The sequence below is a fragment of the Lottiidibacillus patelloidae genome (genome assembly GCF_002262935.1).
Lineage (GTDB): Bacteria > Bacillota > Bacilli > Bacillales > SA5d-4 > Lottiidibacillus > Lottiidibacillus patelloidae.
In genome coordinates this window covers 274,427-293,521 of sequence record NZ_NPIA01000001.1, presented here as the reverse complement: position 1 = coordinate 293,521, position 19,095 = coordinate 274,427, and the positions used below count along the sequence as shown (strand labels likewise).

The following is a 19,095-nucleotide window of genomic DNA, read 5'->3' as shown; positions in this document are numbered from 1 at the left end:
TGCACGCATGAATAAACCTCGGTTTATCCGACAATAATATTTTCTTTTTTCAGGGTGTATGTAAGTTGCTTAGCTAAGCTTAGTGCTGTATTTGTATCACCATGTATACAATATGTGTCTGCCGCTAGTTTTATTGTGTTACCACAAACGGATCGCATCTCGTCATGTTTAATACAATGTACAACTTGATCTATTGCTTCATCAATAGACGTTACGATAGCATTCTTCTCCGTCCTAGGTGTCAATGACCCATCAGCTTGATACGTGCGATCTGCAAATGCTTCTTCTGCAACGGCTAACCCGACTTCCTTACCAGCAGTAATTAACTCACTTTTTGCAAGTCCGTATAATGTTAATGAATTATCTGTTTTATATACCGCTTCAGCAATCGCTAAAGCAATTGATAGATCTTTGGCTGCCAAATTATATAGCGCACCGTGAGGTTTAACATGATTTAGGCGTCCACCTTCCGCTTTAACAAAAGCAGATAAAGCTCCGATTTGGTAAACAACAATTTGATACACTTCCTTTGGTGTCATTTGCATAAATCTTCGACCAAACCCTTGTAAATCAGGAAAACCTGGGTGCGCTCCAATTTTCACATTATGTTGCATTGCTTGTTTGACTGATTGCTCCATAGTCCGAAAATCTCCAGCATGAAAGCCACAAGCTATATTTACAGAAGATATGTATTTTAATATGTCATCACTAACAAAACCTCGAAAGGAACCATAACTTTCACCATAATCACAATTGATATCGATTTGCTTCATCTATATCCCTCCTTTTAGCTTTACTGCTGCTTTTAATATGTTTAGTTCCTTCTCAAGCATTAAATATGCGTTCTGAGCCTCTTGTAAAGAGACAAATCGAAATGAAAGGTCTTCCCCGGGTTTATATTGTGCAAGTTTTATTAGATCAGCACTGATGACTTGAGCTATTTTAGGATAGCCACCAATCGTTTGTCGATCGTTCATTAATACTATTGGCTTGCCATCTGCTGGGATCTGTACCGTTCCATTACTGACACCTTCGGACACTAGTTCTTGCTCCACAAGTCGATGTATTGTTTCTCCATCTAACCTATACCCCATTCTGTTTGATGAAGCATTAACGTGATAACGATTAGTCATAAATTTTTTAAGCTCTTCTTCTGAGAATTGATCATAATGTCTTCCTTTAAGTACACGAATTGGTGTTTTTTGATAATAATGATTAAGAAATTGTTGAGAGACTTTCCATTTAGTAATTTCTTCATTATCAGTACGTGTAGACTGATTTACGTGTAATACATCCTTTTTTTGCAGTAGCCTCCCTTTATAGCCACCTACATTTTCTTGTAAATAAGTAGACGTACTACCTAGCCACTTTTCACCAGCTATTCCTCCAGATACAGCTAAATATGCTCTACATCCTGACTTTAGTTTTGCAAACCTTAAAATATCTCCTTCGTTAACAAGATAACGACGCCAGTTCTCTATTTCAATACCATTTAGCTTTGGCGAAAGATTGGCACCAGTCAGGGCGATGTTCATTTGACTGTTAAATTTTAATGTTGGCCCTGTTATCGTCACTTCCAATGTTGCGCAGGACTCATCATTTCCGACAAGGATATTAGCAATTCGATGTGCAAAAGTATCAAATGCCCCGCTTGGACTAACTCCAATGTGTTGGTATCCAGTTCTTCCGAGGTCTTGAACAGTCGTATATATTCCAGGTGTTATTACTTCAATACTCATTGATTTTTATCCAATAAATAAAATTGTTCTTTCGATATTCTTTTAAAACATACCGTATCTCCAGCTTTTAATAAACTCGGATTAGCATTGTGACGACGGAAAAACTTCAGTGGAGTGCGTCCGATTATTTGCCAACCACCAGGTGAGTCTGAAGGATATATTCCTGTCTGTTTTCCGGCAACCGCTACAGAACCACCTAAAACTTTTAGGCGTGGTGTTTTCTTACGTGGTGCGGTTAACTGACTCGGTAACCCTTGTAAAAAAGGGAAACCTGGTAAAAAACCAACCATTGCCACCTGATAAATAGCGTTTGTATGAAAAGCAATAACGTCATCTTTAGAAAGATTACTTAGTTTTGCCACTTCTTCAAGATCCAAGGCAAATTCATCATCGTAGCACACCGGTATTTCAATTTGTTTATTTAATATAGATTCATCATTTATTATCGTACTTTGTATTCTAGATAATTTTTCTATAACAAAGGTGAAAATATCCTCGTTATCTTTCTTTATTGAATTAACTTTCGCTATGTCACAGTATATTGTTACCGTTGTATAAGCCGTTGTCCACTCAATTATCCATGCCAATTTTGCTAGTTGTAGCGATTGGGAAAACTGTTTTACCTTTGATAACACTTGCTGAGAAGGAGTTTTACCAAATTCGATAGTAATTGCGCTATCTCCAAGCGGATAAGCGTTAAACCCTTTCATTTCATCAGTCCCTCATATAATTATAAATTTTTTATTAAAGATAGAATAAAAAATATTATTTTTGCATATACTATTAAGTTAACTATTTTTTGCAAAATTCCTCTTTTGGTAAATTTCTATTTCAACTACTAAGCATTACCAAGTGTTTTTAATTAAAGTTTACGTAAACTACTCATACAACTTTCATTAGTTGTTTTATACATTAATTTAATTTAAAGGAGGCAATTAAATTGGCAAGAGGAAGTAGAAATCAATTGTTAGTGCCTGGTATCGAACAGGCATTAGATCAAATAAAATATGAAATAGCGCAAGAATTTGGAGTAACGTTAAGTCCTGATACAGCAGCTAGAAGCAATGGTTCTGTTGGTGGGGAGATTACGAAGCGTTTAGTAAAAACTGCGCAGCAACAATTAAGTGGTCAAACAACTAAATAATTAATGGCGAGTCAGGCTTTTGCCTGGCTTTTTCAAATAGAAAAAGAGAATGGAACTGCCCCATTCTCCTCTATTTTTGCTGATTATTTTATTATAATTGGACTTTCTAGTACTTCTTGCTTTGTGACTTTCTCTAAGGACTCTTCAAAATTTGCGTTAATCCAGTTTCGGTCTGCTCTTTCAGCAATTCTGTAATTGCCCAATTGTGCTTGTATGACAAAGATATTTTCTTTTGCATCGAAAATGAAAGAACTAGAACTGTCTTCCATATAAATCGTACCTTCGAATTCTTCGACAAATGAACTTGGAATGATCGGTACTTGCATCTCATCATGCAACTCTATTGCAATGACTCTATCTTTGTAAAATTCTACAATAAACTCAATATAATTAATTTCCGTTTCGATTCCATACGTATACTTCCAATGTGGCCAATACCCATGGTCTGAAGTTTCTTGATTCTCATAATTTTTATCTTCTTCAGCATCAAATGGCACACCTAACAACGCCTCTACCGTTTCCCTCGAATCACCAATCTTAATTCCATTAACAACAAGCTCACCAGAACCAAGTAAATGGATATATAAAGGGTTAGAGCGAACAATAACAGCAATTGCAGCATCATTATCAGTTCTCATATAATCTTCTAGGTAATTTTCTTCATTTTTCCAATTGTTCATCGTTGTAATTATATAGCGTTGCTGAATGCCATATTTCGCATAATTACTCGAGTCAATGACGAGTAAACTACCGTTTGGACTTTCAAAAAGGTGCGAGTAGGATGCGTATTTGTATCGATAGATGCCACCTTGAAAATCTTGAATAAGTGCTTCTAGTTCAGTAGTTTCTAATGAGCCGAATAATTCGATTCGGACAACTTTTTCTTCTTTATAAGTCACTGCTAATTCTCTTGTGAACCAATCTTCGATAAGATATAGCTCTAATGTTTCATCCCCATTTTCAATTATTTCTTGAGGATTTCCTAACTTCTCTAATACTCCTTTATGAGAATCGCCCAATTTAACACCGTTGACGCTAAAACTACCATTATGATTTTCCCAATGTAAAGTGAATTGTGTTGTTTTTTTCGGTTCAATTATCTCATCAGAACCTTCCTGATCAGTATCTTCATTTTCAGTTTCTGTATTTTGATTATCCTCATCCTCGTTATTTTCACTATGTTCATTTTCTGTTTCATTATTGTTATCTTTGTCGATCACCTTATCAGTTCCACATGCAGTAAGGAGTATTAATATAACGCTTAACACCAGAGTAAAACGCATTTTAATAATCATGATTTCACCTTCTTAATAAAATTGTAAAAGATAATTAATTATAGCTATAACAATGTTTTATGTCACTTCATTTATTAGTGCTTTTTTGTAGATATATTACCTCTTATGTTTATGGCCTTTTCTTCATTTGTTTCCTCTTATATTTAAGAAAGTTTAATGTGATCAAGATGGGATGTATTTATGGGCACAAAAAAACCTTCGCATTGGCTGCAAAGGCTTTACATACTATCGATTATCAATTTTTTCAGGATATAAATCGTGGTTCATCATTCGATGCTCCGCCATTTTTTCAAATTTTGTCCCCGGTTTACCATAGTTAACATATGGGTCAATAGAAATGCCACCCCTTGGAGTGAATTTCCCCCAAACTTCAATGTATCTCGGATCCATTAATTTGATTAAGTCTTTCATTATAATATTCATACAGTCTTCGTGAAAATCACCATGATTTCTAAAACTAAATAAATATAATTTCAATGACTTACTTTCAACCATTTTTACATCTGGAATGTAGCTAATGTAAATAGTTGCAAAATCAGGTTGATTTGTTTTCGGACAAAGGCTTGTAAATTCGGGACAATTAAACTTTACAAAATAATCATTTTCAATATGCTTATTTTCAAATGTTTCTAAAACATTTGGGTTGTATTCAAACGTATAATTCGTTCCTTGGTTTCCTAATAACGTAACATCTGTTAATTCACTATCTTTTCTTCCGCTCATAACTTAAATCCTTCCTTCCTTACACGCCTCTTTTATTCCCCCAAATAAGGGTGTGCAGTTGCGGTAACACTCTAGCATGATTCATTTCAGGTGATTCAACCACTTTATTTACTAGCCATTCTAATTTTTCAAGTAAGTCTTTTGTCGAAGCTTCATGTTCAATATCACTATTTCCAACTTGTAAGAAAAAACTCACTTCTGGATAACGGGTATGTACATCCCTTGCATATTGAAAATCCTCTTCATCAAAGACTACTACTTTTAATGATACTTCTTTTCCAAAATTAGAATTTTGTTTTAGACGGTGAAAAATTTCATCCAACTTTTCAAAATTAGTTTCCATTCCAGAACTAGGAGGCTTTGGTGATAAAGTCAGTTGATCAATATCTAAAAACCAGTTTTTCCATATACTCCCTTGCGTCTCAACGGCTACTTCTATTCCCTTTTCATGAAGCAAATTGATGAGTGAACCAATACTTGATAAGAGAGCTGGATTCCCGCCTGATATCGTTACATGATTAAACCGGTTATCTCCAATCTCTTTAAGCTCGTTCCAAATTTCTTCTGCTGTCATTTGCTTTATTTCATCTTTCGCACTGCCATCCCAAGTGAATGCAGAGTCACACCAGGAACATTGGTAATCACAGCCTGCTGTACGAACAAACATCGTTTTTTGTCCAATAACCATTCCTTCACCTTGAATAGTTGGACCAAATACTTCTAAGACTGGAATCTTTCTTGCCTTTTCCATCTTATTTCCCACCATTTTTAGGGCGGTATACTACATAACTAGTTGGTGTTTCTCTTACTAATACTTGCAAACATTGAGGCTTATTATCCATTCCATTTAGGTAAGATTGAATATTTTCATATATTTTTCTAGCAACAACTTCTGTCGTCGGAAAATCATATGCATTCTTATCATTAAAGTCTTCTTTTTTATCGTTCATTAGAGAATGGTCGTAGCGATCATGTACGATTTCTTTTAATGTTTTAAAATCAACTAGGAAACCCGCTTCATTTAGCTCATCACCTGCAACAGTCACATTTACGAAATACGTATGGCCATGGACATTTACACATTTGCCGGCAGACTCGTGTGGAACAAAGTGTGCTGCTGCAAAATGCATATCCTTATTTAATTCGTAACTATAGGAGTGAGGTACTTGTGGATAAAATTGCTGTAACATCGTTAGTTACTCCCTCCTTCCTCTAACATATTAAGATAATCTTCATAACCTTTGTTTCTAAGGTGGCATGCTGGACATTCTCCACATCCATCAGCAATTACGCCATTGTAACAAGTTAATGTTTTATTTTTCACGAATTCTAATGCATTTAGGTCTTCTGCTAACTTCCAAGTTTCTGCTTTATTTAACCACATTAACGGTGTATGAATGACAAACGGATAATCCATTGCAAGATTTAATGTTACATCTAACGATTTAATGAACATATCTCGACAATCTGGATACCCACTAAAATCAGTCTCACAAACGCCAGTAATAATGTGTTTTGCACCTTTTTGTTTTGCATAAATTGCTGCAAAAGTTAAAAAGATTAAATTTCTTCCATCAACAAATGTCGAAGGTAACTCTCCTTCTTCACCATCTTTAACATCTATTGTGTCGCGTGTTAGCGCATTAGAAGTAAGTTGATTTAATAAACCCATATCTAAAATATGGTGATTAATTCCTAATTCTTTACAAATATCTTTAGCACAATCTATTTCTAATTGATGTCTTTGATTGTAGTTAAATGTTACGGCTTCAACTTCCTCAAAGCGTTCCATCGCCCAAAATAGACATGTCGTACTATCTTGTCCACCACTAAAAACAACAACTGCTTTTCCTTTTTTCATTTCCCATTCTCCTTTTTAAGAAGAAAACTTAATTCTCGAACGCCCTTAGTATATGCCAAAATTATACTTTCTTGTAATAAACAAATAAAAAAACGTATCCCAAGGATATCGTTTTCCTTAGTTTTTTATAGAGGGAGTTCGCGAACCTCTCCCACAAGGAATCTTGTGGAATTGTTTTCGTATTTTTTTACCTACTATACTATATCATACATAAAATAATTTTCATAAATTATTTATTACAGTAGAATAGTCAGGATTGAAAAAAGCACTCCTTATGAGTGCTTTTTAAAACATTTCGTAAATGTACCTTTCTTTAATGCCATTAAGAATTTTTCTGGACTAATTGGTCTACTTATAAAGTAGCCTTGTATTTCATCAGTATTTTTTGAAAGCAAATGCTCATAGTCCTCGTAATATTCAACACCTTCAGCAACGACTTGCATATTTAGACTGTGTGCTAATGTGATGACAGCAGTCGTAATTGCATCTTTTTCAGGATTTTTTGAAATATCTTTAATAAAGGACTTATCAATTTTTAGTGCATTTACTTGATACTTAGTTAAGTAAGTTAAAGAAGCATAACCAGTGCCAAAGTCATCAAGTGTTATTTGCACACCCATTTCCATTAACTCTCTCAATGCAGCCAAAACAACTAATTCATTTTGCAATAGGGTACTTTCTGTAATTTCAATTTCTAAATGTTGCGGACTAATCTTGCTATCAGAAATTACTGCTGCAACATCCTTTATTAAATTCTCTGATAAAAATTGTCTAGCAGAAAAGTTAACACTTATTTTCAAATTTGTAAAACCTGCTTCATGCCAGCTTTTTAACTGACGACATGCAGTTTCTAATACCCATTTACCGATTGGGATAATTAATCCAGTTTCTTCTGCTAATGGAATAAAATTTGCTGGGTTTACTCGATTATAAGTTGGATGTTGCCAACGTATTAACGCTTCTGCCCCTGCTACTTGTTCATTTTTCATATCAATACGCGGCTGATACTCTATAAAGAACTCACCTTTTTCTAAAGCTTTATGTAAGTCATTTTCTAATACAAGCCATTCGAACGTTCTTTCATTCATAGAAGGAAGGTAAAGGTGATATTGGTTTTTGCCATTTCCTTTTGACTCATACATTGCTGAGTCTGCATTTTTTAATAGAGACAGCGCATCTTCACCATCTTTAGGGTAAGTGGCAATCCCTATGCTAGCTCCTAAATGGAAATCAAAATTATTAATTGAAAATGCATCTTTAAATATAGATAATAATTTATTGGCTCGTTGGATGATTTCTTCTTCATTTTTTAAGTCTTTTGTAAGCAAGACAAACTCATCACCACTTAGCCTAGCAACATTGTCAAACCCACTAGACTCTTCAAGCCTTTTTGCAATCGCTTTTAACAATTCGTCACCTTTATGGTGCCCAAGCGAGTCGTTTACATATTTGAAACGATCGACATCTAAGTAAAAGATTGTAAAAGTTGCATTGTCACTTTCAACAAGCATGTCCAATTGATGGAGAAAAGACCGGCGATTAGGTAATCCTGTTAAACTATCTTGGAAAGCCATATACTCTAGTTCTGCTTCGTAAATCTTTCTTTCCGTTATATCTCGTTTAACAATAACAACTTTCTCAAGTTCACCTTTTTCGTTAATAAATGGTGTTCCTCTTGCTTCTACCCAGACCCAGCTATTATTTGTTTTTTTTAGACGGCATTCCACCGTTTGCCCCTGTCTCTTGGAAACACCTGTTGAAAAAACTTGCAAAACTTTTTTTCTATCTTCTGGATGAATAATCGCATATAAGTTGGAATCTATTAATTCTTTAGCATCGTATCCTAGTATTGTTTCATGCGAAGGAGAAGCATATATTACCTTTCCTCTTCGATTTAATACACTGATCATATCTGTAGAATATTCCGTAATTGTTCTGTAGTCCTTTTCGCTGTTACGCAATGCTTTCTCGGCTCTTTTTCTTTTCGTAACATCATGAAGGACCGATTGATATGCTCTTCTTCCTAAATAGGTGATGGGGATGGTCGTACAATCTACATTAATTTTCCTTCCGTCTAAAGAATTAATAATCAGTTCAGAACGATTTGTCTTTTTCAACTTTGCTAATATATTTGCTAATTCATCTTCTAGGTCAGAGTTAACAAATGAATAAATCGTTCGCTCATAGATCTCACTCTTATTAGTTGCACATAGTGTTTGAACGCCTGCATTGTTTATATATAAAATATTCATATCATCATGGACAACAATCATGTAAGGTGTATGCTCAATTAATTGTTGGTATCTTTTTTCACTCTCAGAAAGTGCCTGTTCGATTCTAACTTGCTCTGACATGTCCTTATACATTGCTGTCGCACCAATTACAGCACCATTATCATCTTTAATGGGATGGTAAGACGCTAAGACATGAATGTTCTTACCATCTTTTCGGCTTCTTTCTGTATAATGAAAGCTAATTACTTCTCCATTTAAAATTCGTTGCAACACCTTTTTTTGATCATTTTTATAATGTTTAGGAATAATCGAGATATCATTTCTTGAAAGTATTTCATGTTCGCTCCAACCAAGCATTTTTGTAAATGATGGATTCACATGAGTAATTTCACCTTTACTGTCAAACATAAACACAGCATCAGCAGTATTATCCCATAGTAATTTGAGTTGTGAATTCATCTTTTCGTCTATTTCATTTTTTAATTTTTTCTTGTCTATAGAGTCTAAAATTCGCTCACTCATCACATTACCTCACTGTCAACTTATCCAATTCTTTCTTCCATCTCTTTTTTCACAATTTCTTCTTTTCGTAAGTTATCTTCAATATCTCTTAAACGATGAGCAATCCTAGCTGATGCACTTGCTGCAACACTTGCTACTAAATCGTCTAGAAAGGTATGTACTCCTTCTACTTGTTTTGTATCGAGTTTTTTAATGACACCTATTTTTTGTTTATCTAAATGTCCATATGTAGTAACCGCAATGCTTCCGTATCCAAATACTGCACCAAGTGCAATTGTTTCGTCGACACCGAACAAACCTTCATCCATTTCAACTAAAGATTGTAATGGTTCTGATAGTTTATTTTGTTCTGCGAGTTTGTCTAGTTCTATTCCAACTAATAAAGCATGCTGTAATTCTCTCTTTTCTAGAACAGCATCCACACTTTCAACACACTCTTCTATAGTTAAACGATCAGAATATGGGGATTGCATTTCATATACAATTTCAGCAATCGCTTCCATTGTTACACCTCTTTCTAACAATGCTTTACGCGCTGCCGCTTCAACTTCTTTACTATGAATTGATTTTTTCATGTTAATCCCCTCCACGTTAATGTACAGTCATAATATTATGTAAATTTAATTATACCATTTCCAATAGTTTAAATCGATGCAAGATTATACCCACTTTTGATATACTAACAAGAGGATATAGACGAAACGGAGTGACAATAATGAAAAAAATAGATGAGATTAAAAGTTCTATAGATGAGCTTACGGTTAATAGTAAATTTTTAAAAGAAGAAATAAATGTGATGGTTTACCTCCCTCCTGCCTACTCGCATCTCTATACATATCCTGTACTATACGTTCAGGATGGTCAGGATTATTTTCAATTGGGGCGAATTGCAACATTTGCTGATGAAGGAATAAAAGAGATGCAATTAGAAGATTTCATTATCGTCGGTGTTCCATATAAATCCGTGGAAGACCGTAGAGAAAAGTACCATCCAAATGGCGAAAAGAATGAAGCATATCAACAATTCTTAGTACATGAATTAGTTCCATTTATTGACAAGGAATATTCCACTCATCACTTAGCATATGGTAGATCATTAATGGGTGATTCGTTGGCAGGTACGGCTTCTTTTATTACGAGTCTTAACTACCCACATACATTTGCAAATATTGTTATGCACTCTCCTTATGTAAATGATACAGTTTTGAAAAAAGCTGAAAATTTTCAGTCCTTATCAAGTTCATTAAATGTCTATCATGTCATTGGTAAACAGGAATCTGTAGTAGAAACAACGAAAGGAAAAACGAAAGATTTCCTTACACCAAATCGTACGCTTCATAATATATTACAAAACAAACCTTTCACTTATTTTTACGATGAATTTGAAGGAGACCATACATGGACTTATTGGCAACCAGATTTAAAAAGAGCATTAAAATTTCTATATAGTAAGTAGGTAATCATATTTCTCAGTGACACGAAATTTTGATATAATATAAAGTAAGAAATTGAATATATTTCCTAATTAATTGTAACTACATTCAATTTTTCTATACGAGGAGGATGAATTTTCATGTTAAAGTACGGTATTGCTATTTTCCCATCTAAAAAGCTGCAAGATATTGCGAATTCATACAGGAAGCGTTACGATCCACATTACACACTCATCCCACCTCACATTACAATTAAAGGAATGTTTGAAGTGGACGATGAGAAAATAAAGGAAGTAGTAAATCAAGTGAGATCTATTGCTAAAACTACTCCTCCATTCCCTTTGAATGTTTATAAAGTTGGGTCTTTCCATCCTGTAACGAACACGATTTTTCTAGGTGTGAAAAACCATGAAACATTATTACAATTACAAAGTGATTTAAATAGCGGCGCATTGGAACAAGCGCAAGAATTTAGTTTTGTCCCCCATATAACTATTGGACAAAAAATGTCAGATGCGGAACACTCTGATGTGCTTGAAAGTATGAAAATGATGGATATCAACCACGAAGAAATTGTTGACCGTTTTCAACTATTATACCAATTAGAAAATGGATCTTGGACAGTTTACGAGACTTTCCTTCTAGGAGAGGATTGTTAATAATGGCATTAGTGACAAAATTAGTATCAACGGAGAAAGAGTATGAAGATGCACTTCTTGTAAGGAGAGAAGTTTTTATCGATGAGCAAAATGTTCCAGAAGATCTCGAAATTGATGAGTACGAGAAAGACTGTTTCCATTTCATTAGTTATGACGAAACAAAACCTGTAGCTGCAGGAAGACTAAGAAAAATAGCTGAAGGTGGAAAAGTAGAACGCATTTGTGTATTAAAACCTTACAGAAAACACGGCATTGGAATTAATTTAATGGAAGCTCTTGAAGCAACTGCAAAAGAGCAAAACATTCCTCAATTAATATTAAATTCTCAAACACATGCAGAAAAATTCTATTTAAAATTAGGGTATCAACCTGTATCCGATGAGTTTATGGAAGCTGGTATCCCTCATGTGAAAATGAAAAAATCAATATAATGACAAAAGGGCTGTCCAGAAAGTCAGTGAAAGCTGATGATCTCGCAGCCCTTTTTCTAATTTATTTTTGTTAATGGGTTATGTTCATATCTTGAAATCCACTCCCTTTCTGCGGACGAACCGCAATCCTCCTCGCTTCCACAATATTGGTTACTTTGGATGGCTTTATTTTTGTTAGTTATAATAAAGCCCTTTTGAATTTGTGAAAAGTAATTTATTATTTTCAAAATGATAAGAAATATCCCCACGATTAATTCCTTTCGTTACATAAGCATTAATGGACGTTCGATAAAGGGAGTAAGACATATAAGAATTTAAAGTGATGTTTAACTTTAAACAAACACTGGAGAGAATTTCTTCTAAACCTTTATATCTTTGTTTTAATAATAATAGGATTGTCTGATAAACTTCCTCATGTTTCAGTATATTCTCTTGCACAGATGAGCTAAAGTCATTCTCAAATTCACCATGTCCAGGTACAGCCCCTAAGCAATCAATTTCAAGTAATTTGTTCAATGTTTCCATTGTTTGTTCGGCATCTACAATAAATGGAATCCCGTGTTTTTTTAATGCATCTTTTCCAAAGTAGGAATCTGCTGCATATAAAATATTGTCGAATAATAATCCCATTTGAAAATGGCTATGTCCCGGGAAATGAAGCGCAGTAAACGTTATATCATCAATAGTATTTATTCCTTCATTGCAAATTTTGTCTACTTTCACCGCTTGTCCTTGTAGAAATTTATTTTGTAATTCTTTGTTGCTGTCATTGCCTGAATTTAATAACATCGTATGAATTTGCGGATATGTAAGGATTGCCTCTTCGAAAGGCGGAGCAATTGTAGTTACTTTATACTTTTCTTGTAGATAAGCTGCTCCTCCATAATGGTCTGCATGGGCGTGGGTAATAAATAAATGCGTAAAAGGTATTCCCTTTTTCTGTACTATTTTCATTACCTTCTTAGCTACCGAAGGATCAATACCAGAATCTACGAGAATTCCATAATTATTATATTTTATATAACCAATATTCACAGCTCCTTTGAAATAATAACAGCAATCTGTAATCTTAATTAATTCCATTTTTATCACCTTCTCCTCTTCTTTCATCTGAAATGACGATCAATTTTATATATTCCATATTCTGTTCTGTATGGCTTACATCCTTTTTGCTTCATTTTTTTTATTTTAAATAATATAAAATAAAAAAGAACAACAAATCTGTTGTTCTTCCTTCTTACATAATTATAGCCATGGATCTCTAGGTTTATCATCTTTACTGTCTAATATTTCTGAACTGCTACTACTGCTACTACTGCTTTCAACTTGATCATCATTCCATGACCAACCCCATGGATCACGACGTTTTGGCTCATCTTTTTTATCCTTTTTCTGGTCTTGATCAAGAATAATGACTTTATTAGCTTTTACAATTAGTTCATCTACTTGTAAAACTTTCTTTTTTCTTTCTGACATAACATTCTCCTCCTTACGTATCGTCTTAGCTTCCGTAACAGAATATTCAAGACATACGATGAAGGTATAGGCTATCTCCTACTTAAAGATTATTTTTGTAAATACCTTGAAGATTTACTTTCATTCATAATTTTCTCTTCAATAGCTGAAATCTTTGTCTTTAATGTCATCAATTGCTCTTCGACTTTGTTTTTTGAGTACTGCTCTAATTGCCCTATTAATAATTCAATTTTCGCTAATTCTTTATCATGGTTTTTGAGTCTTTTTTCACTTTTCTCATAGTTTTTTATATAGTGTTCTAATTGCTCGCTTACATGCCCTATTTTTTCATTTAGTAAATCATAGTTAGATGAATGATGACTTTTTTCTTTATTTTCCTTACTCTTTTCCGCTTCTGCTAGTAAGGAGGCTTTTTCTTCTTTCATTTTTTCATTTTCCTCTTGTAATACTGAATAATCTTTTTCTAACTTTTCGTTCTTTTTATACTGGTCTTCTAACATATGCTCTAATTTATCACGTTCCGTTTTTAACTCGTCTATACTTTTATATTTTGCATTGTCTCTATATCTTTTCAGCTTTCGCTTATATTTTAAAATCTCAGACTGTAAAAAAATTACTCTTTGCTGTAATTGAGCCCAACTTGGACGTTTGCGGATTTTAGTTTTTGGTGTAGCTCGTTCCATTGGTACCTCTCCTTTTACTCTATTTATTACTTTATATGCTCTAGCACGTTTATATGTGACATTAGCCTATTTTCGCTATATATTACTCATTCTAATGAAAATACCTATACCTCTTATTTAATGGGTTAATATCTTATTAAAAGAATTGCACTTATAGGGAAGGAGGCTAAATATAATATGGGCTGTGGAAAGAACAAAAAACTATCTAGTGGCTGTATCAAAGATGCTTTAAATGCAATCTTAGATGCCCAAGACGCAATTGAAGACTGTCCATCAAGCTGTTTTAGTAACCTTTTATCACCTGAACTCGTTAGAGGAGACACAATTCCATTTACTTTAAGGAATAATGATGGTTCTCCATTTTATGCGTTAGGAAATGTTGGCAGAAGTTCTTGTTTTGCTAGCATATGGTTTCGAGTAGAAGAAATTAGAGGAAAATGTGCTACGTTGCGTGTTTTAAGGCCTTTTAAAGGTAAGGCTCCACTCGATATAAGCGATTTAGTAGGTAAAGATGAATGCTGCATTTCATTAGAAGGGCAATGCAAGATGAAGGATTTAGTAAAAACAGATCAGTGTGTTGAAGTTGATCTAACTTGTTTTTGCGCAATTCAATGCTTGGATCCTAGATTAGTAAGGTAAAAGGTATGAACTAGATTACTTCCTAATTGAGGTCAATTTTGACCTCTTTTTTTATGAAAAAGTATACACATAATAGACAAATGTCTCATATGTTAGTAGAGAATAGAAATGCCCACCCATAAGGAGGTTATTATGAGTAATAAATGTGTACTTGACGCAGTCGAAGCAATTAAAGATGCCCAAGACGCTGTTGAGAATTGTAAAACTAGTTGTTTTGATAACTTACTTGCTCCAACAGGTGTTGAAGGAGATACAATTCCATTTGTCCTAAGCAATAGTGACGGTTCCCCGTTTCATGCTTTTGGCGACGTTGGAGAAGATTGCTTTGTTAGTATTTGGTTCCGAGTAGAAGAAATTAGAGGGTGTTGTGCGACATTACAAGTATTAAAACCGTTTGAAAATACAAATAATCCTTTAAGAGTTGCAGAGTTAACTGGTAAAGATGATTGTTGTATTTCTCTAATCGGGGCTTGTAAGTTAGAACACTTAGAAAAGACGAAAAATTGTATTGAAGTAGATTTATCGTGCTTTTGTGCTATTCAATGCCTAAAACCTTCACTCGTTAGAACATAAAAAATAGGCTTTATATAAGCCTATTTTTTTTGCCTATAAACTTACGATAGTGATCGCAATAATATCTTCAAGGTTTATTTCTGCTTTATAAGGCGCTTGGTAAGTCCGGACTTTAATAATATTTTCACTCTTTTCATAAATTAAACCGCGAACTTTCGCTTCTTCTGTCTCAATTTCAGCCGTTAATCGAGGTAGTTGCTGCGGTAAATTTATAATAAAATCTACCTTTTCTTCAATCGACATTTCTTTAAAACTCTTTTTATTAGAACGTTTACTTTTTACTTGATCTACTTTCTTTGCAGGTTTTGCTTCATTATCAGCCGTTCGCTGCTGAGCTTTTTCCATTTTTCTATGGTTATTATTTTTCTCACTTTCCTCAATTGGCGAGATGACATAATCATCTGATTGTTGATCATAGTTATCATAATCTGGTTGATCAATATAAAGTAGTGGTTTAGGTGCTTTCTTCTTTTTATGCTTGTTCATAATTAACCTCCTTTATTACTTCTTATATATATGAATGAAATATTTTTTAAAAGGTTGTTATTCATTTTTATGCTATGACTTTAACATTTATCCTACGTAAAATAGAAATTTGTTAAATGTTTTTATAGTTAATAAAGGAGACCTTGATAATGGTTAAGCTTGAAGTTACTACTTAAATTATTATTTAATATCAATGATCTTTTCTGTAATAAAAAAGCCTCCCTTCCACCAAGTTCACTTGGCAGAAGAAAGACTTTTAGCTTTTATTATCGAGCGATTATACTATAACCACTATCTACATGTAACATTTCACCAGTTAATCCTCTAGATAAGTCACTCATTAAGAATAAAGCTGTATCGCCAACTTCTTCTTGAGTAGTAGCTCTGCGTAAAGGTGCTCTTTCTTCAATTTCTTTAAGAATAGAGTTGAAGTCTGAAACTCCTTTAGCTGACAACGTACGAATTGGTCCAGCTGAAATTGCATTGACACGAATTCCATCTTTCCCTAAATCATTTGCTAAATATTTTACACTTGCATCAAGTGACGCTTTAGCTACACCCATCACATTATAGTTTTGAACAACACGTTCGCCACCTAAATATGTAAGTGTTACAATGCTTCCACCTTCAGTCATTAAATCTTTCGCAACTTTAGCAACTGCAGTTAATGAATATGCACTAATATTATGTGCTAATAAGAATCCATCACGAGTTGTGTTCATATAGTCACCTTGCAACTCTTCTTTTTTCGCAAATGCGATACAATGAGCAATTCCATGAATTGTTCCAACCGCTTCTTTAATCTCTGCAAAACATTTGTCAATTTCTTCATCATTTGTAATATCACAAGGTAAGACTAGTGAGCTTGGATCCAGTGTATCTGCTAAGTCTCTTACGTTTTTCTCAAGACGTTCACCAGCATAAGTGAAGATTAACTTTGCACCTGCTTTGTGTAATGATTGAGCAATTCCCCAAGCGATACTACGTTTATTTGCTACTCCCATAATTACATACGTACGGTTTTCTAATGATAATGGCATCATGATAATGGCCTCCTTGACTTTTAAAACAAGTTATTAGTACCTGGTACTAATAACTATTATAACATACTCAATCCATTTGTCCATTTCTTTCATGGAAATATTATTAGCGATTTCTATCTATTATGATGTTTCTTTTACTCCATATTTGATAAGATAAAACTAACGATTTAACTAGAGAGGATTTCACTAATGAAGAAAGATTTATCTACTTTACAACAAATTGACTACGTATTACTCTTTATTATGTTTTTAATGCTTTGTGTAAGCATTATATCTATAAATAGTGCTCCACTTAGTGCTGATTTACAAGGAATTAACTTTGTTGCTAAACAGCTTATGTGGTATGCGATTGGTTCGATTGCCATTGTTGGAACAATGCTACTAGATTATGATCGCTATAAAATGATTAATTGGTATTTATATGGACTAGGGCTACTATTATTAATTGGTTTAGAATTACGTGTTCCTGGAGCCATCGCAAGAAACGGTGCCTTTAGTTGGTATGAAGTTCCTGGTATCGGAGACATTCAACCGTCGGAATTTATGAAAATCTTTTTAATAATTACGTTAAGTACAATTATTGTGAAACATCATGAAATCTATGAAGAAAAAACGGTGCAAGATGATTTTCTCCTTTTCGGAAAAATATTGCTAGCTTCATCGTTCCCTCTAGCATTAGTGATGAAACAACCAGACTTAGGTACTGCGATGGTACTAACAGCAATTATTATTACAATGATTCTTGTATCAGGCATTCGCTGGAGGTTTTTATTTGGATTCCTTGGAACAATCGTTTTATTTATTTCTACATTAGTTTATATATACCTTTATATTCCAAGTTGGTTTCCTCTAGAGGACTATCAGTTAAATCGATTTTACGCATGGTTGGATCCATATGAAGATCCGAGTAACATAGGCTATCAAACAATAAAATCTATACAAGCAAATGGATCTGGGATGTTATTCGGACGTGGGTATAACGAAGGCGTTGTACCAATCCCAGAGGCACATACTGATTTTATCTTTGCCGTCATTGGAGAAGAATTTGGTTTTATCGGAGGCAGTATCGTCATTTCCTTATTTTTCATCTTAATTTACCGTATGATTCATGTTGGTCTTGAAAGTCATGATCCATTTGGCAGTTATTTATGTGCTGGGGTTATCGGGATGTTAACATTTCAAGTCTTTCAAAATGTCGGGATGACAATTCGTTTGTTACCTATTACAGGTATCCCTTTACCATTCATATCCTACGGCGGAAGTTCGTTATTAACATACATGATTGCTATCGGCTTAATATTAAATGTTAGATCTAGAAAGCGAACATACATGTTCGATTAGACAACTAGATATACTAGGCATATCAACTTCATTTTGGAGGAATTGTATGTATGATGTTATCGGCGATATACACGGTTGTTTTGAAGAATTTCAAGCACTCACAAAAAAATTAGGCTACAGCTGGGATAGTGGGATACCACTTCACTCGAAGCGAAAGTTAGTTTTTGTTGGGGACTTAACGGATCGTGGGCCAAAATCATTAGCTGTTGCTAATACAGTTATTCAATTGGTGAAGCAAGGACGGGCTCATTACACTCCAGGTAACCATTGCGATAAATTATATCGCTTTTTCCTTGGACGAAAAGTACAAGTAAAGCATGGTCTTGAAACTACGGTTGCAGAATATGAAGCACTTGGTGAAAACGAACAATCGCAAATAAATAAAGAGTTCCGAATGCTGTTTGAAAATGCGCCATTGTATTTACAACTTGACGAAGGAAAACTAGTCGTTGCTCATGCAGGTATTAAACGAGATTATATTGGCAGAACAGATAAAAAGGTACGAACCTTTGTCCTTTACGGAGATATAACAGGAGAAACACTACCTGATGGTCGTCCTGTCAGACGTGATTGGGCTAAACAGTATGACGGTGATGCTCTCGTTATCTATGGTCATACACCGGTCTCCAATGTCCGCTTTTGTAATAATACAGCTAATATTGATACAGGTTGTGTATTTGGAGGGAAATTATCTGCGCTTAAATATCCCGAAATGGAAGTCGTATCTGTGCCATCAAGCATGCCACATGTTGAAAGTAAATTTCAATCATTTGAAGAGTGCAAAAAATAGCCGCGTAGCTTAGCTACACGGCT

23 protein-coding genes and 1 riboswitch are annotated in these 19,095 nt (G+C 34.2%); of the genes, 8 read left to right on the top strand and 15 right to left on the bottom strand.

The window, feature by feature from the left end:
* Window positions 1–23: 23 nt before the first annotated feature.
* The 3 genes from CIB95_RS01660 to pxpB are packed head-to-tail and all read right to left on the bottom strand — an operon-like array spanning window position 24 to window position 2,449.
* Entirely contained in the window at window positions 24–773 is a 750-nt protein-coding gene (locus CIB95_RS01660; protein WP_094920961.1) for a 5-oxoprolinase subunit PxpA, read from the bottom strand.
* A complete protein-coding gene (locus CIB95_RS01655) occupies window positions 774–1,739 on the bottom strand; it encodes a 5-oxoprolinase subunit C family protein (protein ID WP_094920958.1) in 966 nt (321 codons plus the stop codon). It lies immediately after the preceding gene.
* Window positions 1,736–2,449: a 5-oxoprolinase subunit PxpB gene (pxpB, locus tag CIB95_RS01650; protein WP_094920956.1), complete on the bottom strand. Its 714-nt coding sequence runs from the start codon at window positions 2,447–2,449 to the stop codon at window positions 1,736–1,738. The genes CIB95_RS01655 and pxpB overlap by 4 nt, the downstream gene beginning before the upstream one ends.
* Before the next feature lie 230 nt (window positions 2,450–2,679).
* Here pxpB and CIB95_RS01645 point away from each other — a divergent pair, with 230 nt between their 5' ends.
* Window positions 2,680–2,883 carry an alpha/beta-type small acid-soluble spore protein gene (locus CIB95_RS01645; protein WP_094920953.1) on the top strand — a complete coding sequence of 68 codons (204 nt, stop codon included), beginning with the start codon at window positions 2,680–2,682 and terminating at the stop codon, window positions 2,881–2,883.
* Between the two features lie 83 nt (window positions 2,884–2,966).
* Here the strand turns inward: CIB95_RS01645 and CIB95_RS01640 are convergent, their stop codons facing one another.
* The 7 genes from CIB95_RS01640 to CIB95_RS01610 all read right to left on the bottom strand — a co-directional run bounded on the left by CIB95_RS01640 (window position 2,967) and on the right by CIB95_RS01610 (window position 10,093).
* Window positions 2,967–4,178, bottom strand: a complete 1,212-nt coding sequence (locus tag CIB95_RS01640; RefSeq protein WP_094920950.1) for a hypothetical protein — start codon at window positions 4,176–4,178, stop codon at window positions 2,967–2,969.
* 225 nt (window positions 4,179–4,403) lie between these two features.
* Window positions 4,404–4,901 (bottom strand): preQ(1) synthase, encoded by a 498-nt coding sequence (gene queF, locus CIB95_RS01635; RefSeq protein WP_094920947.1) that lies wholly within the window; start codon window positions 4,899–4,901, stop codon window positions 4,404–4,406.
* A 19-nt stretch (window positions 4,902–4,920) separates the two neighbouring features.
* The gene (gene queE / locus CIB95_RS01630) at window positions 4,921–5,652 is read right to left on the bottom strand and encodes a 7-carboxy-7-deazaguanine synthase QueE (protein WP_094920944.1); all 732 of its coding nucleotides are present in this window, start codon (window positions 5,650–5,652) and stop codon (window positions 4,921–4,923) included.
* Window position 5,653: 1 nt separating this feature from the next.
* Complete coding sequence (queD, locus tag CIB95_RS01625) at window positions 5,654–6,091, bottom strand: 6-carboxytetrahydropterin synthase QueD (RefSeq protein ID WP_094920942.1); 438 nt, start codon at window positions 6,089–6,091, stop codon at window positions 5,654–5,656.
* A 2-nt stretch (window positions 6,092–6,093) separates the two neighbouring features.
* Window positions 6,094–6,762 carry a 7-cyano-7-deazaguanine synthase QueC gene (gene queC, locus CIB95_RS01620; protein ID WP_094920939.1) on the bottom strand — a complete coding sequence of 223 codons (669 nt, stop codon included), beginning with the start codon at window positions 6,760–6,762 and terminating at the stop codon, window positions 6,094–6,096.
* A gap of 111 nt (window positions 6,763–6,873) precedes the next feature.
* Window positions 6,874–6,917, bottom strand: a riboswitch (PreQ1 riboswitch).
* Window positions 6,918–7,034: 117 nt separating this feature from the next.
* Window positions 7,035–9,518: an EAL domain-containing protein gene (locus CIB95_RS01615; RefSeq protein WP_094920937.1), complete on the bottom strand. Its 2,484-nt coding sequence runs from the start codon at window positions 9,516–9,518 to the stop codon at window positions 7,035–7,037.
* Window positions 9,519–9,538: 20 nt separating this feature from the next.
* Complete coding sequence (locus tag CIB95_RS01610; protein ID WP_094920935.1) at window positions 9,539–10,093, bottom strand: phosphatidylglycerophosphatase A family protein; 555 nt, start codon at window positions 10,091–10,093, stop codon at window positions 9,539–9,541.
* A gap of 140 nt (window positions 10,094–10,233) precedes the next feature.
* Here CIB95_RS01610 and CIB95_RS01605 point away from each other — a divergent pair, with 140 nt between their 5' ends.
* The 3 genes from CIB95_RS01605 (at window position 10,234) to CIB95_RS01595 (ending at window position 12,041) form a co-directional block, all read left to right on the top strand.
* A complete protein-coding gene (locus tag CIB95_RS01605) occupies window positions 10,234–10,974 on the top strand; it encodes an alpha/beta hydrolase (RefSeq protein WP_094920933.1) in 741 nt (246 codons plus the stop codon).
* A 117-nt stretch (window positions 10,975–11,091) separates the two neighbouring features.
* Window positions 11,092–11,610 carry a YjcG family protein gene (locus CIB95_RS01600; RefSeq protein WP_094920931.1) on the top strand — a complete coding sequence of 173 codons (519 nt, stop codon included), beginning with the start codon at window positions 11,092–11,094 and terminating at the stop codon, window positions 11,608–11,610.
* 2 nt (window positions 11,611–11,612) lie between these two features.
* A complete protein-coding gene (locus tag CIB95_RS01595) occupies window positions 11,613–12,041 on the top strand; it encodes a GNAT family N-acetyltransferase (protein ID WP_094920930.1) in 429 nt (142 codons plus the stop codon).
* A 174-nt stretch (window positions 12,042–12,215) separates the two neighbouring features.
* Here CIB95_RS01595 and CIB95_RS01590 read toward each other — a convergent pair whose 3' ends face one another.
* From CIB95_RS01590 to CIB95_RS01580, 3 genes are all read right to left on the bottom strand, one after another.
* Window positions 12,216–13,124 (bottom strand): MBL fold metallo-hydrolase, encoded by a 909-nt coding sequence (locus tag CIB95_RS01590; RefSeq protein WP_158217541.1) that lies wholly within the window; start codon window positions 13,122–13,124, stop codon window positions 12,216–12,218.
* A 162-nt stretch (window positions 13,125–13,286) separates the two neighbouring features.
* The gene (locus tag CIB95_RS01585; protein ID WP_094920925.1) at window positions 13,287–13,517 is read right to left on the bottom strand and encodes a hypothetical protein; all 231 of its coding nucleotides are present in this window, start codon (window positions 13,515–13,517) and stop codon (window positions 13,287–13,289) included.
* Between the two features lie 89 nt (window positions 13,518–13,606).
* Window positions 13,607–14,200, bottom strand: a complete 594-nt coding sequence (locus CIB95_RS01580) for a hypothetical protein (protein WP_094920923.1) — start codon at window positions 14,198–14,200, stop codon at window positions 13,607–13,609.
* Window positions 14,201–14,377: 177 nt separating this feature from the next.
* Between CIB95_RS01580 and CIB95_RS01575 the strand changes: the two genes are divergently transcribed.
* Both CIB95_RS01575 and CIB95_RS01570 read left to right on the top strand, forming a co-directional pair.
* Complete coding sequence (locus CIB95_RS01575; protein ID WP_094920921.1) at window positions 14,378–14,839, top strand: CotY/CotZ family spore coat protein; 462 nt, start codon at window positions 14,378–14,380, stop codon at window positions 14,837–14,839.
* Window positions 14,840–14,971: 132 nt separating this feature from the next.
* A complete protein-coding gene (locus CIB95_RS01570) occupies window positions 14,972–15,412 on the top strand; it encodes a CotY/CotZ family spore coat protein (protein ID WP_094920918.1) in 441 nt (146 codons plus the stop codon).
* A gap of 33 nt (window positions 15,413–15,445) precedes the next feature.
* Here the strand turns inward: CIB95_RS01570 and CIB95_RS01565 are convergent, their stop codons facing one another.
* Window positions 15,446–15,898: a CotO family spore coat protein gene (locus CIB95_RS01565; RefSeq protein WP_094920916.1), complete on the bottom strand. Its 453-nt coding sequence runs from the start codon at window positions 15,896–15,898 to the stop codon at window positions 15,446–15,448.
* A 266-nt stretch (window positions 15,899–16,164) separates the two neighbouring features.
* A complete protein-coding gene (gene fabI / locus CIB95_RS01560; protein ID WP_094922112.1) occupies window positions 16,165–16,938 on the bottom strand; it encodes an enoyl-ACP reductase FabI in 774 nt (257 codons plus the stop codon).
* 192 nt (window positions 16,939–17,130) lie between these two features.
* Here fabI and CIB95_RS01555 point away from each other — a divergent pair, with 192 nt between their 5' ends.
* Together CIB95_RS01555 and prpE are read left to right on the top strand one after the other, a co-directional pair.
* Entirely contained in the window at window positions 17,131–18,282 is a 1,152-nt protein-coding gene (locus tag CIB95_RS01555; RefSeq protein ID WP_094920913.1) for an FtsW/RodA/SpoVE family cell cycle protein, read from the top strand.
* 46 nt (window positions 18,283–18,328) lie between these two features.
* Window positions 18,329–19,072: a bis(5'-nucleosyl)-tetraphosphatase PrpE gene (gene prpE, locus CIB95_RS01550; protein WP_094920911.1), complete on the top strand. Its 744-nt coding sequence runs from the start codon at window positions 18,329–18,331 to the stop codon at window positions 19,070–19,072.
* Window positions 19,073–19,095 lie beyond the last annotated feature (23 nt).